Annotated in this window: 11 protein-coding genes and 1 tRNA gene; 11 read left to right on the top strand and 1 reads right to left on the bottom strand. The window is 68.6% G+C overall.

Annotated elements, in window-relative coordinates; genetic code table 11:
• Nucleotides 1–222 precede the first annotated feature (222 nt).
• The 9 genes from dnaA (at nucleotide 223) to ACZ592_RS10700 (ending at nucleotide 12,875) form a co-directional block, all read left to right on the top strand.
• Nucleotides 223–2,103: a chromosomal replication initiator protein DnaA gene (dnaA, locus tag ACZ592_RS10740; protein WP_471581159.1), complete on the top strand. Its 1,881-nt coding sequence runs from the start codon at nucleotides 223–225 to the stop codon at nucleotides 2,101–2,103.
• A gap of 1,022 nt (nucleotides 2,104–3,125) precedes the next feature.
• Nucleotides 3,126–4,256: a DNA polymerase III subunit beta gene (dnaN, locus tag ACZ592_RS10735; protein ID WP_471581158.1), complete on the top strand. Its 1,131-nt coding sequence runs from the start codon at nucleotides 3,126–3,128 to the stop codon at nucleotides 4,254–4,256.
• An 89-nt stretch (nucleotides 4,257–4,345) separates the two neighbouring features.
• Complete coding sequence (gene gnd / locus ACZ592_RS10730) at nucleotides 4,346–5,230, top strand: phosphogluconate dehydrogenase (NAD(+)-dependent, decarboxylating) (RefSeq protein WP_471581157.1); 885 nt, start codon at nucleotides 4,346–4,348, stop codon at nucleotides 5,228–5,230.
• A gap of 80 nt (nucleotides 5,231–5,310) precedes the next feature.
• Nucleotides 5,311–6,432 carry a DNA replication/repair protein RecF gene (recF, locus tag ACZ592_RS10725; protein WP_471581156.1) on the top strand — a complete coding sequence of 374 codons (1,122 nt, stop codon included), beginning with the start codon at nucleotides 5,311–5,313 and terminating at the stop codon, nucleotides 6,430–6,432.
• A gap of 11 nt (nucleotides 6,433–6,443) precedes the next feature.
• Nucleotides 6,444–7,001, top strand: a complete 558-nt coding sequence (locus tag ACZ592_RS10720; RefSeq protein ID WP_471581416.1) for a DciA family protein — start codon at nucleotides 6,444–6,446, stop codon at nucleotides 6,999–7,001.
• A gap of 265 nt (nucleotides 7,002–7,266) precedes the next feature.
• Nucleotides 7,267–9,327 carry a DNA topoisomerase (ATP-hydrolyzing) subunit B gene (gene gyrB, locus ACZ592_RS10715; protein ID WP_471581155.1) on the top strand — a complete coding sequence of 687 codons (2,061 nt, stop codon included), beginning with the start codon at nucleotides 7,267–7,269 and terminating at the stop codon, nucleotides 9,325–9,327.
• A gap of 43 nt (nucleotides 9,328–9,370) precedes the next feature.
• The gene (gyrA, locus tag ACZ592_RS10710; RefSeq protein WP_471581154.1) at nucleotides 9,371–11,974 is read left to right on the top strand and encodes a DNA gyrase subunit A; all 2,604 of its coding nucleotides are present in this window, start codon (nucleotides 9,371–9,373) and stop codon (nucleotides 11,972–11,974) included.
• Between the two features lie 18 nt (nucleotides 11,975–11,992).
• A complete protein-coding gene (locus ACZ592_RS10705; protein WP_471581153.1) occupies nucleotides 11,993–12,703 on the top strand; it encodes a DUF3566 domain-containing protein in 711 nt (236 codons plus the stop codon).
• Between the two features lie 95 nt (nucleotides 12,704–12,798).
• Nucleotides 12,799–12,875: transfer RNA gene (locus ACZ592_RS10700), tRNA-Ile, on the top strand.
• 367 nt (nucleotides 12,876–13,242) lie between these two features.
• Here ACZ592_RS10700 and ACZ592_RS10695 read toward each other — a convergent pair.
• The gene (locus tag ACZ592_RS10695; RefSeq protein WP_471581152.1) at nucleotides 13,243–13,575 is read right to left on the bottom strand and encodes a DUF6344 domain-containing protein; all 333 of its coding nucleotides are present in this window, start codon (nucleotides 13,573–13,575) and stop codon (nucleotides 13,243–13,245) included.
• Between the two features lie 312 nt (nucleotides 13,576–13,887).
• On the opposite strand from ACZ592_RS10695, the gene ACZ592_RS10690 reads away from it, so the two are divergent.
• Together ACZ592_RS10690 and ACZ592_RS10685 are read left to right on the top strand one after the other, a co-directional pair.
• Nucleotides 13,888–14,016, top strand: coding sequence for a DLW-39 family protein (locus tag ACZ592_RS10690; protein ID WP_003999697.1), 129 nt, complete (start codon nucleotides 13,888–13,890; stop codon nucleotides 14,014–14,016).
• A 321-nt stretch (nucleotides 14,017–14,337) separates the two neighbouring features.
• Nucleotides 14,338–15,861: a hypothetical protein gene (locus tag ACZ592_RS10685; protein ID WP_471581151.1), complete on the top strand. Its 1,524-nt coding sequence runs from the start codon at nucleotides 14,338–14,340 to the stop codon at nucleotides 15,859–15,861.
• Nucleotides 15,862–15,873: the final 12 nt, after the last annotated feature.

Here is a 15,873-nt window from a genome sequence, read left to right as displayed (position 1 = left end):
GCCATCGACAACTCGACCTGTTTACGGTACGCGGGGCTACGCCATCCGGTCAAACCGGCCGTCAGGGAGAGACACTGTGCACAGCCTGTGGACAACAACTTGAACCGCACCCGTCGCCCTGACTACCGTGACGGAACTCCGATTCGCACCCTTCCCCCTCCCCATCCCGATTTCCGTCCCAGGAACCACACGTTCGTGGGACCCCGTGAGAGAGCGTGCCCTGTGGCTGACGTACCTGCCGATCTTGCCGCAGTGTGGCCACGAGTTCTGGAACATCTGCTGGGTGAGGGCCGCGGGCAGGGCGTCGAGGCGAAGGACGAGCGGTGGCTGCGGAGCTGCCAGCCCCTGGCGCTCGTCGCCGACACCGCGCTCCTCGCCGTTCCGAACGAATTCGCCAAGGGCGTACTGGAAGGCCGGCTCGCCCCCGTGGTCAGCGAGACCCTGAGCCGTGAGTGCGGCCGTCCGATCCGTATCGCCATCACGGTCGACGACTCCGTGGGCGAACCGATGGGCCCGCCTGCGCCGCCCCTTCATCAGCAGCCCGCTCCTCAGCAGTCGCACCAGCAGCGCTACGAGGAGCCCGAGCTGTCCCCCTCCTCCGGTCAGGGCCGTGACCCGTACGACAGCTACGGGCACCGTCAGGACCGCCAGGACGAGCACCAGGGCGGCTCCCGGTCCGACCAGATGCCGACCGCACGGCCCGCCTACCCCGACTACCAGCGCCCGGGCCCCGGCGCCTGGCCGCAGCCCCAGCGCCAGGACGACTACGGCTGGCAGCAGCCGCGGCTCGGCTTCCCCGAGCGCGACCCGTACGCGAACCCGGTCCAGCAGCCGCAGCACGACTACCGCTCGCAGCCGCCGCAGGACCGCTCGCCGTACGAGCAGCAGCGGTCCGAGCAGCAGGACCGGCGCGAGCGTCACGACATGTCCGAGCCGCCCGGCGGTCACCGGGGCGCCAGCCACGGCGGTCACGGCGTGCACCGGGGCGGCCCGGTCGGTCCCACCTCGTCGAGCGGCGCCCCCGGCCCGCTGGCCGCGCAGCCGGCGCCCGCGACGGGGCCCGGCGAGCCCACCGCGCGCCTCAACCCGAAGTACCTCTTCGACACCTTCGTCATCGGCGCGTCGAACCGTTTCGCCCACGCGGCCGCGGTCGCCGTCGCCGAGGCGCCGGCGAAGGCGTACAACCCCCTCTTCATCTACGGGGAGTCGGGGCTCGGCAAGACGCACCTGCTGCACGCGATCGGGCACTACGCCCGCAGCCTCTATCCCGGCACGCGCGTGCGGTACGTGAGCTCGGAGGAGTTCACCAACGAGTTCATCAACTCCATCCGCGACGGCAAGGGCGACAGCTTCCGCAAGCGATACCGCGAGATGGACATCCTGCTCGTCGACGACATCCAGTTCCTCGCGGACAAGGAGTCGACGCAGGAGGAGTTCTTCCACACCTTCAATACGCTCCACAACGCGAACAAGCAGATCGTTCTCTCCAGCGACCGGCCGCCCAAGCAGCTGGTCACCCTGGAGGACCGGCTGCGCAACCGCTTCGAGTGGGGACTGATCACCGACGTCCAGCCGCCGGAGCTGGAGACGCGTATCGCGATCCTTCGCAAGAAGGCGGTGCAGGAGCAGCTCAACGCCCCGCCGGAGGTGCTGGAGTTCATCGCCTCGCGCATCTCGCGGAACATCCGCGAGCTGGAGGGCGCGCTGATCCGGGTCACCGCGTTCGCGTCGCTGAACCGGCAGCCGGTGGACCTGGGGCTTACCGAGATCGTTCTCAAGGACCTGATCCCCGGCGGCGAGGACGCCTCACCGGAGATCACGGCCCCGGCCATCATGGCCGCGACGGCGGACTACTTCGGGCTGACCGTGGACGACCTCTGCGGATCCTCGCGCAGCCGCGTGCTGGTGACGGCACGCCAGATCGCGATGTACCTCTGCCGCGAGCTGACGGACCTCTCCTTGCCGAAGATCGGCGCGCAGTTCGGCGGCCGCGACCACACGACGGTGATGCACGCCGACCGCAAGATCCGCGCGCTGATGGCGGAGCGCCGCTCGATCTACAACCAGGTCACCGAGCTCACCAACCGCATCAAGAACGGCTGACAGCTCCCGGAGGCAGGGCTCCTGGGGCACACAGCTCCCACGGACAGAGCCGCCGGGACACGTCACCGAGGGCGCTCCAGGACACCTCCTGGGGCGCCCTCTTCTTTGCCCAGAGGCATCCTCACGCGCGCGTGGAAGGCGTCGAGAGCCGCGCGTGCGACGTCGAGAACGGCATTTTGAGGTCCGCCGGGCCTTCTCGCGACCGCACAGAGGCGTCGTACGACCGGGCCCGCTGTTCGATTTCCCCTGCTCAGGCGGCTGTTCTCCACAGATCTGGGCACTTTCTCCCCTCCACACCCTGGGGACTGGGAAGTTGTCCAGACACTGTCCACAGGGGACCCTGCTGAGAGATCATCAGGCCAGGTCAACAGCCTGTGGATTCGTGGACGAAGACTCTCCACAGCCTGTGGAGAAAAAACTCATCCACAGGCTGTGCATGAAGTTGTCCACCGGCGGCCCACAGGCTCGGGCTCGTTGTCCCCAGCTTTCTTCAGCTTCTCCACACGGCTGTCCACTGTTCGGCAACGCGACGCGCCCTCTCACCGTGTCGAGTGAAAGGCGTCACACCAAGGTGGTCGGTTGGCCTGTGGGGAAGCTGGGTAAAGCTGGGGACAGCGCTGGGGAGAAGTCGCCCCTCCCTGTGCATCGGGTGTGCAGAACTTTCGCCCGTCCACAGAAACCACCGGTTGTCCACGGGTGCCGCCCACAGGCTCAGTGGATAAAAAACCGGTGCTGACCTGCGCTTTCGCGGTTATCCACGGTTTCCACAGCCCCTACTACTACTGACAACTAGAGAGACCGGGGAAATCGTTTCGAAGGGGGGGCTGTGCACAACTTGCTCTCCGGTGGCCCGACACCGCTCGCCACGACTTGACCCCGACAGGCAACGACTGTCAGTGCGGTGCGTCAGACTGTTCCCCGGTGTCCTTCCCACGGCATGGCTGAGAGACACCGAGTCAGACGACGAGGGCCACTGGCCCAGCGGGCGAGAGCAGCCAGCAACAGCAGGAGGGCGGCTAACGGTGAAGATCCGGGTTGAACGCGACGTACTCGCGGAGGCGGTGGCCTGGGCGGCGCGCAGCCTCCCGGCCCGGCCGCCTGCGCCCGTGCTCGCGGGACTGCTGCTGAAGGCCGAGGAAGGCGCGCTGAGCCTGTCGAGCTTCGACTACGAGGTCTCGGCACGCGTATCGGTGGACGCGGAGATCGACGAAGAGGGCACGGTCCTCGTGTCCGGTCGGCTCCTCGCGGACATCTGCCGTGCGCTCCCCAACCGTCCGGTGGAGATCTCCACAGACGGTGTACGGGCGACGGTGGTCTGCGGCTCCTCGCGCTTCACACTCCACACGCTTCCTGTGGAGGAGTACCCCGCACTGCCGCAGATGCCGACCGCCACGGGCACCGTCCCCGGTGAGGTCTTCGCCTCCGCCGCCGCGCAGGTCGCCATCGCCGCGGGCCGCGACGACACGCTGCCGGTGCTGACGGGTGTGCGCATCGAGATCGAGGGCGACACGGTCACCCTGGCCTCCACCGACCGCTACCGCTTCGCGGTCCGTGAGTTCCTGTGGAAGCCGGAGAACCCCGAGGCGTCCGCGGTGGCCCTGGTCCCCGCCAAGACGCTCCTGGACACCGCCAAGGCGCTCACGAGCGGCGACACGGTCACCCTGGCGCTGTCCGGGTCGGGTGCCGGCGAGGGCCTGATCGGTTTCGAGGGCGCGGGACGGCGTACGACCACGCGTCTTCTCGAGGGCGACCTGCCGAAGTACAAGACGCTCTTCCCCACGGAGTTCAACTCGATCGCGGTCATCGAGACCGCCCCGTTCGTCGAGGCCGTGAAGCGCGTGGCCCTGGTGGCCGAGCGCAACACTCCGGTGCGGCTCAGCTTCGAGCAGGGCGTGCTGATCCTGGAGGCAGGCTCCAGCGACGACGCACAGGCTGTGGAGAGGGTCGACGCCCAGCTCGAGGGCGACGACGTCTCGATCGCCTTCAACCCGACGTTCCTGCTCGACGGCCTGAGCGCGATCGACTCGCCGGTCGCCCAGCTGTCGTTCACGACGTCGACGAAGCCCGCGCTCCTGAGCGGCAGGCCGGCCCTGGACGCGGAGGCGGACGAGGCCTACAAGTACCTGATCATGCCTGTACGTCTGAGCGGCTGAGCCCACAGGTGTGTGCGTGCGTCCGGGCGTAGGCTCGGACGCAGGTACGAAAGTGCCGTAACGCCACCTCGCTAGTGAAGGAACCTCTGATGGAGCTCGGTCTCGTCGGCCTCGGCAAGATGGGCGGCAACATGCGCGAGCGCATCCGCCGCGCAGGTCACACCGTCATCGGATACGACCGCAACCCGGACGTCGCGGACGTCGCCAGTCTCGAAGAGCTGGTCGGCAAGCTCAAGGGTCCGCGAGTGGTGTGGGTGATGGTCCCGGCCGGGGCCGCGACCCAGTCCACCATCGACGAGCTGGCCGAGCTGCTGCAGCCCGGCGACGTCGTCGTGGACGGCGGCAACTCCCGCTGGACGGACGACGAGAAGCACGCCGAGGAGCTGAAGGCCAAGGGCATCGGCTTCGTCGACTGCGGTGTCTCCGGCGGCGTCTGGGGCCTGAAGAACGGCTACGCGCTGATGTACGGCGGCGACGCCGAGGACATCGCGAAGGTCCAGCCGGTCTTCGACGCGCTCAAGCCCGAGGGCGACTTCGGTTCGGTCCACGCGGGCAAGGTCGGAGCGGGCCACTTCTCAAAGATGGTCCACAACGGCATCGAGTACGCCATGATGCAGGCCTACGCCGAGGGCTGGGAGCTCCTGGAGAAGGTCGACTCCGTCACGGACGTCCGTGAGGTCTTCCGCTCCTGGCAGGAGGGCACGGTCATCCGTTCCTGGCTGCTCGACCTCGCGGTCAACGCCCTGGACGACGACGAGCACCTGGAGAAGCTGCGCGGCTTCGCGCAGGACTCCGGAGAGGGCCGGTGGACGGTCGAGGCCGCCATCGACAACGCCGTGCCGCTGCCCGCGATCACGGCCTCGCTCTTCGCCCGGTTCGCCTCGCGCCAGGACGACTCCCCGCAGATGAAGATGATCGCCGCGCTGCGCAACCAGTTCGGCGGCCACGCGGTCGAGTCCAAGAGCGAGAACTGATCCACAGCCTGTGCGCAACCACAGCCGTTGTGCACAGGCCTCTCAGCGATGAAGTAGGCCGGGGGAGGTCGGCGCACACCATGCACGTCACGCATCTGTCCCTCGCCGACTTCCGCTCGTACGCCCGGGTCGAGGTCCCTCTCGACCCGGGCGTCACCGCGTTCGTGGGCCCGAACGGCCAGGGCAAGACCAACCTCGTGGAGGCCGTCGGCTACCTCGCCACGCTCGGCAGCCACCGGGTCGCATCCGATGCCCCGCTGGTGCGCATGGGCGCCGAGCGCGCCGTCATCAGGGCCCAGGTCCGCCAGGGCGAGCGGCAGCAGCTGATCGAGCTCGAGCTCAATCCCGGCAAGGCGAACCGCGCCCGCATCAACAGATCGTCGCAGGTCAGGCCCCGTGACGTGCTGGGGATCGTGCGTACGGTCCTGTTCGCACCGGAGGATCTCGCGCTGATCAAGGGGGACCCCGGCGAGCGCCGGCGTTTCCTCGACGAGCTGATCACCGCGCGCTCCCCGCGCATGGCGGGCGTCCGGTCCGACTACGACCGCGTCCTGAAGCAGCGCAACACCCTCCTGAAGTCGGCCGCCCTGGCCCGCCGCCACGGCGGACGCTCCATGGACCTCTCCACGCTCGACGTCTGGGACCAGCACCTCGCGCGCGCGGGCGCCGAGCTGCTCGCCCAGCGGCTCGACCTGATCGCGGTGCTGCAGCCGCTGGCCGACAAGGCGTACGAACAGCTGGCACCCGGCGGCGGACCCGTCTCCCTGGAGTACAAGCCCTCGGCGTCCGGCGACGGGCACACGCGCGAGGCGCTCCACGAACAGCTGATGGCCGCCCTGGAAGAGGCCCGCAAGCAGGAGATCGAGCGGGGCGTCACGCTGGTGGGTCCGCACCGCGACGACTTGGTGCTCAAGCTGGGCCAGCTGCCCGCGAAGGGGTACGCGAGCCACGGCGAGTCCTGGTCGTACGCGCTGGCGCTGCGCCTGGCCTCGTACGACCTGCTGAGGGCCGAGGGCAATGAGCCGGTGCTCGTCCTCGACGACGTCTTCGCCGAGCTGGACGCGCGCCGCAGGGAGCGCCTCGCGGAGCTGGTGGCCCCCGGCGAGCAGGTCCTGGTCACCGCCGCCGTGGACGACGACGTGCCGGGTGTGCTGGCCGGCACGCGCTATGCGGTGTCGGACGGCGCGGTGGAGCGCGCGTGAGCGCCGAAGAGCTGCCCGAGGGGGGTGCCCAGGGCTCCGGCACCGGCTCCGAGGGGGCCGCGAAGACGCCCGAGCCCTCCGGCGTCGACCTCGCCCGGGTCGCCCTGCGTGCCGCGAAGGAACAGGCACGCGCGCGTGGGGACGCGGCGCAGCAGAAGAAGCAGGCGCGGCGCGGCGGACTGCGGTCCGGCGCGCGCGCCGACGGGCGCGACCCGCTGCCGCTCGGCTCCGCGATCAACCGGCTGATCACCGAGCGCGGCTGGGAGACGCCGGCGGCGGTGGGCGGCGTGATGGGCCGCTGGCCGCAGATCGTCGGCGACGACCTCGCCAACCACTGCGTCCCGCAGAAGTACGACGAGGACGACCGCGTCCTGACCGTCCAGTGCGACTCCACTGCGTGGGCGACCCAGCTGCGGCTGATGGCTCCGCAGCTGGTCGCGCGCCTCAACGAGGACCTGGGACACGGCACCGTGCGCCTCATCAAGGTGCTCGGCCCCGGAGGTCCCGCGCGCCGCTTCGGACCCTTGCGCGCACCCGGCAGCACGGGCCCCGGCGACACCTACGGCTGAGGCCGTCGGCGGCGGTAGCTGGCGGTTGACGTCCCAAAGCGCTGAGTGCCGCTGTGAGCCTTCTGGAGCCCTGGGCCGCATATGGGGAGTCGGCCGAGGACGGTTCAGGGCGGCACATGCGGACTCAGGTACCGGCAAACCCCCATCACTGTCAGCGCTACCGGTAGACTGGAAGCTAATCCCGCCCCACTTGTGGGACGCACCGAGCAACGCTGACTATCGCTGAACGACGCAGCCGCTCCGGCCACCGCCGGGAGCTTGGCTTGTGCTGTGCCAGAAAGGGCGCTTCGTGGCCGATTCCGGCAACCCCAACGAGAACATCCCGTCCACCGCCGCCGGCGCGAACGGCGAGGTCACACCCTCGTACGACGCCAGCGCGATCACCGTCCTCGAGGGTTTGGACGCGGTCCGCAAGCGACCCGGCATGTACATCGGTTCGACCGGTGAGCGTGGCCTGCACCACCTGGTGCAGGAAGTGGTCGACAACTCCGTCGACGAGGCCCTCGCCGGGCATGCCGACACCATCGACGTCACGATCCTCGCCGACGGCGGTGTGCGTGTCATCGACAACGGCCGCGGCATCCCCGTCGACATGCACCCCGTGGAGAAGAAGCCCGCGGTGGAGGTCGTCCTGACCGTCCTGCACGCGGGCGGCAAGTTCGGCGGCGGCGGCTACGCCGTCTCCGGTGGTCTGCACGGCGTCGGCGTCTCGGTCGTGAACGCGCTCTCCACCAAGCTCTCGGTCGATATCAAGCGCGACGGCTTCCGCTGGACCCAGGACTTCAAGCTGGGCGTGCCGACCGCTCCGCTGGCCAAGCACGAAGCGGTCGACGAGTCGGGCACCACGGTCACCTTCTGGGCCGACCCGGACGTCTTCGAGACGACCGAGTACTCCTTCGAGACGCTCGCGCGGCGCTTCCAGGAGATGGCGTTCCTCAACAAGGGTCTGACCATCAACCTCACGGATGAGCGTGAGTCGGCCAAGGCGACGGCCGGTGCGGACACGGCCGAGTCGGCCGACGACGAGGTCCGTACGGTGACGTACCACTACGAAGGCGGCATCGTCGACTTCGTGAAGTACCTCAACTCCCGCAAGGGCGAGGTCATCCACCCCACCGTCATCGACGTGGAGGCCGAGGACAAGGAGCGCATGCTCTCGGCCGAGATCGCGATGCAGTGGAACTCGCAGTACACCGAGGGCGTGTACTCCTTCGCGAACACCATCCACACGCACGAGGGCGGTACGCACGAAGAGGGCTTCAGGGCCGCGCTGACGGGTCTGGTGAACCGCTACGCGCGCGAGAAGAAGCTCCTTCGCGAGAAGGACGACAACCTCACGGGCGAGGACATCCGCGAGGGTCTGACGGCGATCATCTCGGTGAAGCTGGGCGAGCCCCAGTTCGAGGGCCAGACGAAGACCAAGCTGGGCAACACCGAGGCGAAGACCTTCGTCCAGAAGGTCGTGCACGAGCACCTCACGGACTGGTTCGACCGCAACCCGAACGAGGCCGCGGACATCATCCGCAAGGGCATCCAGGCCGCCACCGCGCGGGTGGCCGCCCGCAAGGCGCGCGACCTGACCCGCCGCAAGGGGCTCTTGGAGACGGCGTCGCTGCCGGGCAAGCTGAGCGACTGCCAGTCGAACGACCCGACGAAGTGCGAGATCTTCATCGTCGAGGGTGACTCCGCCGGTGGTTCGGCGAAGTCCGGCCGCAACCCGATGTACCAGGCGATCCTGCCCATCCGAGGCAAGATCCTGAACGTCGAGAAGGCCCGCGTCGACAAGATCCTGCACAACCAGGAAGTCCAGGCGCTGATCTCCGCCTTCGGCACCGGTGTGCACGAGGACTTCGACATCGAGAAGCTCCGCTATCACAAGATCATCCTGATGGCGGACGCCGACGTCGACGGTCAGCACATCAACACGCTGCTCCTGACCTTCTTGTTCCGCTTCATGCGGCCGCTGGTCGAGGCTGGGCACATCTACCTGTCGCGTCCGCCGCTCTACAAGATCAAGTGGTCGCGGGACGACTTCCAGTACGCGTACTCGGACCGCGAGCGCGACGCCCTGGTGGAGCTCGGCCGCCAGGCCGGCAAGCGCATCAAGGACGACTCGGTCCAGCGCTTCAAGGGCCTCGGCGAGATGAACGCCGAGGAGCTGCGCATCACCACGATGGACCAGGAACACCGCGTGCTCGGCCAGGTCACCCTGGACGACGCGGCACAGGCCGACGACCTCTTCTCGGTGCTGATGGGAGAGGACGTCGAGGCACGGCGCTCGTTCATTCAGCGCAACGCCAAGGACGTCCGTTTCCTCGACATCTGAGTCGGCCCGTACGAGCCGCACCTCGAAAGGACTTTGACCAGCAATGGCCGACGAGAACACCCCTGTGATGCCCGAAGAGGAGCCCGCCGTTCCCGGCGTGGGCATGCGTGTCGAGCCCGTCGGGCTCGAGACGGAGATGCAGCGCTCCTATCTCGACTACGCGATGTCCGTCATCGTGTCCCGCGCGCTGCCCGACGTACGGGACGGCCTGAAGCCCGTCCACCGTCGCGTCCTGTACGCGATGTACGACGGTGGCTACCGCCCCGAGAAGGGCTTCTACAAGTGCGCCCGCGTCGTCGGTGACGTCATGGGCACGTACCACCCGCACGGCGACTCCTCCATCTACGACGCCCTGGTGCGCCTCGCCCAGCCGTGGTCGATGCGGATGCCGCTGGTGGACTCCAACGGCAACTTCGGCTCCCCGGGCAACGACCCGGCCGCCGCCATGCGGTACACCGAGTGCAAGATGGCGCCGCTTGCCATGGAGATGGTCCGTGACATCGACGAGGAGACCGTCGACTTCACGGACAACTACGACGGCCGCAACCAGGAGCCGACGGTTCTGCCGGCGCGCTTCCCGAACCTGCTGATCAACGGCTCGGCGGGCATCGCGGTCGGCATGGCCACCAACATCCCGCCGCACAACCTCCGCGAGGTCGCGGCGGGCGCGCAGTGGGCCCTGGAGCACCCCGAGGCCTCGCACGAGGAACTGCTCGACGCGCTGATCGAGCGCATCAAGGGCCCCGATTTCCCGACCGGCGCACTAGTAGTGGGCCGCAAGGGCATCGAGGAGGCGTACCGCACGGGCCGTGGCTCCATCACGATGCGCGCGGTCGTCGCGGTCGAGGAGATCCAGAACCGCCAGTGCCTGGTGGTCACCGAACTCCCCTACCAGACCAACCCCGACAACCTCGCGCAGAAGATCGCCGACCTGGTCAAGGACGGCAGGGTCGGCGGCATCGCCGACGTCCGCGACGAGTCGTCCTCGCGCACCGGCCAGCGCTTGGTCATCGTCCTGAAGCGGGACGCGGTCGCCAAGGTCGTGCTGAACAACCTCTACAAGCACACCGACCTGCAGTCGAACTTCAGCGCCAACATGCTGGCCCTGGTCGACGGCGTGCCGCGCACCCTCTCGCTGGATGCCTTCATCCGGCACTGGGTCACCCACCAGGTCGAGGTCATCGTCCGGCGGACGAAGTACCGGCTGCGCAAGGCCGAGGAGCGCGCGCACATCCTGCGTGGCCTCCTGAAGGCCCTGGACGCCATCGACGAGGTCATCGCGCTCATCCGGGCCAGCCAGACCGTCGACGTCGCGCGCGAGGGCCTGATGGGCCTCCTGTCGATCGACGAGATCCAGGCCAACGCCATCCTCGAGATGCAGCTGCGCCGCCTCGCGGCCCTGGAGCGCCAGAAGATCGTCGCCGAGCACGACGAGCTCCAGACGAAGATCAACGAGTACAACGCGATCCTGGCCTCGCCCGAGAAGCAGCGCCAGATCATCAGCGAGGAGCTCGCGGCGATCGTCGACAAGTTCGGCGAGGACCGTCGCTCCGCCCTGGTGCCCTTCGACGGCGACATGTCCATGGAGGACCTGATCGCCGAAGAGGACATCGTCGTCACCATCACGCGCGGTGGCTACATCAAGCGCACCAAGACGGAGGACTACCGCTCGCAGAAGCGCGGCGGCAAGGGCGTGCGCGGCACGAAGCTGAAGCAGGACGACATCGTCGACCACTTCTTCGTGTCGACGACACACCACTGGCTGCTGTTCTTCACCAACAAGGGCCGTGTCTACCGCGCCAAGGCATACGAGCTCCCCGACGCCGGACGCGACGCCCGCGGCCAGCACGTGGCGAACCTCCTCGCCTTCCAGCCGGACGAGCAGATCGCCGAGATCCTCGCGATCCGTGACTACGAAGCGGTGCCCTACCTGGTGCTCGCCACCAAGGGCGGCCTCGTAAAGAAGACCCCGCTCAAGGACTACGACTCGCCTCGCTCCGGTGGCGTCATCGCCATCAATCTCCGCGAGACGGACGACGGTTCGGACGACGAGCTGATCGGCGCCGAGCTCGTCTCGTCCGAGGACGACCTGCTGCTCATCAGCAAGAAGGCCCAGTCGATCAGGTTCACCGCAACGGACGACGCGCTCCGCCCGATGGGCCGCGCCACTTCAGGTGTCAAGGGAATGAGTTTCCGCGACGGCGATGAGCTGCTCTCGATGAATGTCGTCCGCCCGGGTACGTTCGTGTTCACCGCCACCGACGGTGGGTACGCGAAGCGGACCAACGTCGACGAGTACCGCGTCCAGGGTCGCGGTGGCCTCGGCATCAAGGCCGCCAAGATCGTGGAGGACCGTGGAGAGCTCGTCGGTGCCCTGGTGGTCGAGGAGACCGACGAGATCCTCGCCATCACGCTGTCCGGCGGTGTGATTCGTACGCGAGTCAACGAGGTCAGGGAGACGGGCCGTGACACCATGGGCGTCCAACTGATCAACCTGGGCAAGCGCGATGCCGTGGTCGGTATCGCTCGTAACGCCGAGGCCGGGCGCGAAGCCGAAGAAGTCGACGGAGACATCGTCGTCGACGAATCGGACGGTGCCGAGCCGGCCGACGGTACGGACGAGGGCACGGACTCCTCGGCCGAGTAGCGCGAGGAGTGAGTCATCGTGAGTGGAGCCACGGGCGCCGGGGCGAACAGGACCGGCACCACCGGCACGGACGGTGCCCGTGGCTCCGCCACTGATGCACACGACTCCGACAAGTCTCATGGATCCCAGGGGGGGACTGTGACGGACACCCGAGGGCCGGGGACTTCTGGTCAGGCCTCCGGCCAGTACGACACGTCGTACGCGGCCGGAAAGGGCACGCAGAGCGGTGGGCCCCTGCCAGGGGAGCGACAGCCTCAGCAGCAGTCGTCCCAGCCGTATCACCCGCCGCAGGCGTATCAGCAGGGCGGGCAGCAGGGCGCGGTGCGGCGCCCGCGCACCGGGGCGCGCACGACGCCGCGCACCCGCAAGGCCCGGCTCCGGGTGGCCAAGGCCGACCCGTGGTCGGTGATGAAGGTCAGCTTCCTGCTCTCCATCGCGCTCGGCATCTGCACGATCGTCGCGGCGGCCGTCCTGTGGATGGTCATGGACGCGATGGGCGTCTTCTCGACGGTCGGCGGCACGATTTCCGAGGCCACGGGCTCGAACGAGTCCAACGGCTTCGACCTGCAGTCCTTCCTGTCGCTGCCGCGCGTACTGATGTTCGCGTCGGTCATCGCGGTCATCGACGTCGTCCTGGCGACCGCGCTGGCGACGCTGGGCGCCTTCATCTACAACCTCTCCGCGGGCTTCGTGGGCGGCGTCGAGCTGACCCTGGCCGAGGACGAGTAGCGGCTGCTCCCCCGCGCGCGGGTATCGATTTTGGGACTGGCCCCCAGGTGCGCTAATCTTCAGAGGTCAGCGCGCGGGACATACCGCAGCGCGGCGGGGCTATAGCTCAGTTGGTTAGAGCGCATCCCTGATAAGGATGAGGCCACAGGTTCAAATCCTGTTAGCCCCACCAGCACGGAACCCCCAACCGATTCGGTTGGGGGTTCTGGCGTTTCTGGGGGAGGGCGTTCCCGTAATGACGGCTGTGCCTACGCCTGTCTGTGCCTCTGTGCCTGCCTGTGTGTGCCCGCGCTTTGGTGCTTTTGCTTCTCCCTCTGCTACCTGCCGTGCCCTGTCAGGGGTGGGGAAGAGGGTGTGGCGGCCAGGGCGGACACAGCACCGGCGGCACAGCACCAGCGACACAGCGCCGACGCGCGTCGGGGTACGCGGTGTCGCCGCTGCTGCAGGCCCCCGCGCACATGCGAGAAGACCCCCGGCCTGTGGTGGCCGGGGGTCTTCTGAAGCTGGGGAGGGCGTGTGCCCTGGGGGTGGGCCCGGGATTACGGCTCTGCGGCGAGCCCGGCTTCTTGAGCAGTGGTCTCAGCCTCGGCTTCCGTGTCCGTCGGGGGCAGGTGCCGGCAGCTGGGGGACGACCCGTGGGCCTCGGCGCGGATGCGCTGCTTCATCGTCGGGGGCAACGACCGTTCGTACGCCGCGGACCAGAGGGCCGCCATCGCCGCTGTGGGTTCGCACACCGTCGTGTTGCGCGTGTTCGTGGTCTCTTGTACCGCCGTGGCCGCGGTGGCCGTCGTGGTGAGTCCCAGCGCGGCGAAGAGCGCGAGGAAGGCGGTGACGATCGTGGTCCACAGTTTCATGGCCTTGTTGCCGGTCATGGCCCCTCAATTCGGGTTGGGCGATTTGCGTACTTTCCTCATGATGTGTATGCCGGGCCGAGAGTGGGGGACCGACGCTCGCGCCGCGTCGATGTTCAGATGAACACCACCCGGATGGCCGCAAGGGGGCCGAGAAGGGGGTAAAGCGGCGAAAGTCACAGTGGATCGGATCAGCCTGGAGTTCCCGGGTCCGTTTCGATTGCTGTGTACGGGGCGGGAGTTGAGGCGGATCCAGGTCACCGATCGATATCGCTCGGTGTGTATAGTCGGGCGCCAGAAGTCCCCTACGTCAAGGAAAGACGAGGTCGCGCGGTGAAGAAGCTTCTCCTGGTCGCACTGGCCGCCATCGGCGGGCTCCTCGTGTACCGCCAGATCCAGGCGGATCGCGCCGAGCAGGATCTGTGGACGGAGGCGACTGACTCCGTGCCCACGGGTTCGTGAGTATCGACAACAGTCACTTCACAGGCCCCGGTCGCTTTTGCGGCCGGGGCCTTGTGCTGTTCCGGGGCGGCACTCCTGCCAGTATTCGCATAAGTGAATAAAATGCTTGCTTAAGCGAATGTCCGGGTGGCGCGGTTGTGGCGGTGGCGGGTTCGTGGTGGTGTCCGCGTCGCGTCGGGCGGGCAGGACGGTCGGGATGGGTGGGACGGCTGGGTTCGCGACGAGGGGTGGCGCGTGATGGGGCGGCGGCTGGGCGGGTGCCGAAGAGCGGCGGAGCGAGGCCGTGGCCGGGCGGTGTCTGTGCTGGCCGCTCTGTGCGCGGTGGCAGCGCTTTCCGAGCCGCAGGCCGCGGCCGCGGGGGCGCCCGAGCCGTACGCGTTCGCCGAGGGCGCCGAGACGGTCGAGGGCGCGACGAGCAATGTGGAGGGGCACCGGCTCAGCCCCGGGAAGACGTACAAAAGTGCCCTCCCGCGCGTGGGGCAGCGTTTCTACCGTCTGGAGCTCGGGGCCGACGACAGCGCGTACGTCTCGGTCACCGCGATCCCGAAGGCCGGCACGAGGGTTTCCTACGCCGACGGTGTCGAGGTGTCCGTGCAGGACTCCGACGGCAACAACTGCAGTCCCCTGGAGTCGGAGGCGGCGCGGTTCGGCTCTTCGGAGAGTGCCCGTCCGATCACGGCCACGGCGGCGCGCAGGGTCGGTCCGGATCAGAAGAGCTGCACGGGAGCCGGTACGTATTACGTGCTCGTCGAGCACACCAGGGCGTCGGGGGCCGGTGCCCAGGACGACTGGGATCTGGAACTTCACGTCGCGTCAGAACCCGCGCTGCGTGCGGACAGTGAGACGGAGCCGCCGAAGTCGTGGGACTCGGCGACCCCCGCACCGCCCTCGGGCGAGCGCAGGACGCGCGAGGGCGGTACGAGCTTCACCACCGCGCGCGGCCTGGAGAGGGGGGTCTGGGGCGCCGGCATAAGGCCCGGAGAGACGCTCTTCTACCGCGTACCGGTCGACTGGGGGCAGCAGCTCTCGGTCACGGCCGAGCTCGGCAGTGCGAGCGGGATCGCGGACACGGGTGGGGGCACGGGCGGGGGCACGGGTGGCGTGGGGCGTGGGACGGTGCGGGACACGGGATACGTCTCGTCCGCGCTGGTCACGTCGCTGCACAATCCGGTGCGGGCCCAGATCGAGGACATCGACACCGCGTACGACGGCAAGCAGAAGTCGGGGTCGCTGGATCCGCTGCCGCCGGTCGCTTACGAGAATCGTTTCGCCCCCACCGACGAGGTGGCAGCGATGCGGTTCGCCGGCTGGTACTACGTGTCGGTCCATCTCAACCCGGCCGTCGGGGCCAAGTTCGGCGAGGACCCGCTGGAGCTGACGCTGCGGGTGGACGTCGAGGGATCGCCACGGCCCGGGCCCTCGTACGCGGGATCGCCCCGGCCCGCCGATGACTTCGGGGTCTCGGAGCGGGACACGGAGGCGGCGCAGCGGGGGGAGACGGCGGTCGGGGTCGGGGACGAGCCCGGTAGACGCGGCGACGGGCTCATGGTGGTGCTCGCGGCCGGAGGGATCGGCGTCGGCGTGGTGCTCCTGGGGATTCTCGGCGTGTGGACGCTGGTCGCTCGGCGCAGGGCGGACAGGACCGAGGCCGTGGCCATGGCTGCGGCCGGTGCAGGCGCGGGTGCTGGTGCGGGTGGTGGCAGCGGTGGTGCTGGTGTCCGTGCCAGCGGTGTCCGTGCCAGTGGTGTCCGTGCCAGTGGTGTGGACACGGCTTCGGAATCGCCTTCGTCCGAAGCCGGGACCGCGGACGCGCCTGCGCGGTTCGGCCCGCCCCGGGACTGGTGAGAGAGCTCTCTC

It is taken from the genome of Streptomyces sp. NPDC040622 (genome assembly GCF_055593965.1).
The sequence above is the reverse complement of the archived record's forward strand: the minus strand, read 5'-3'. Positions and strand labels throughout refer to the sequence as shown.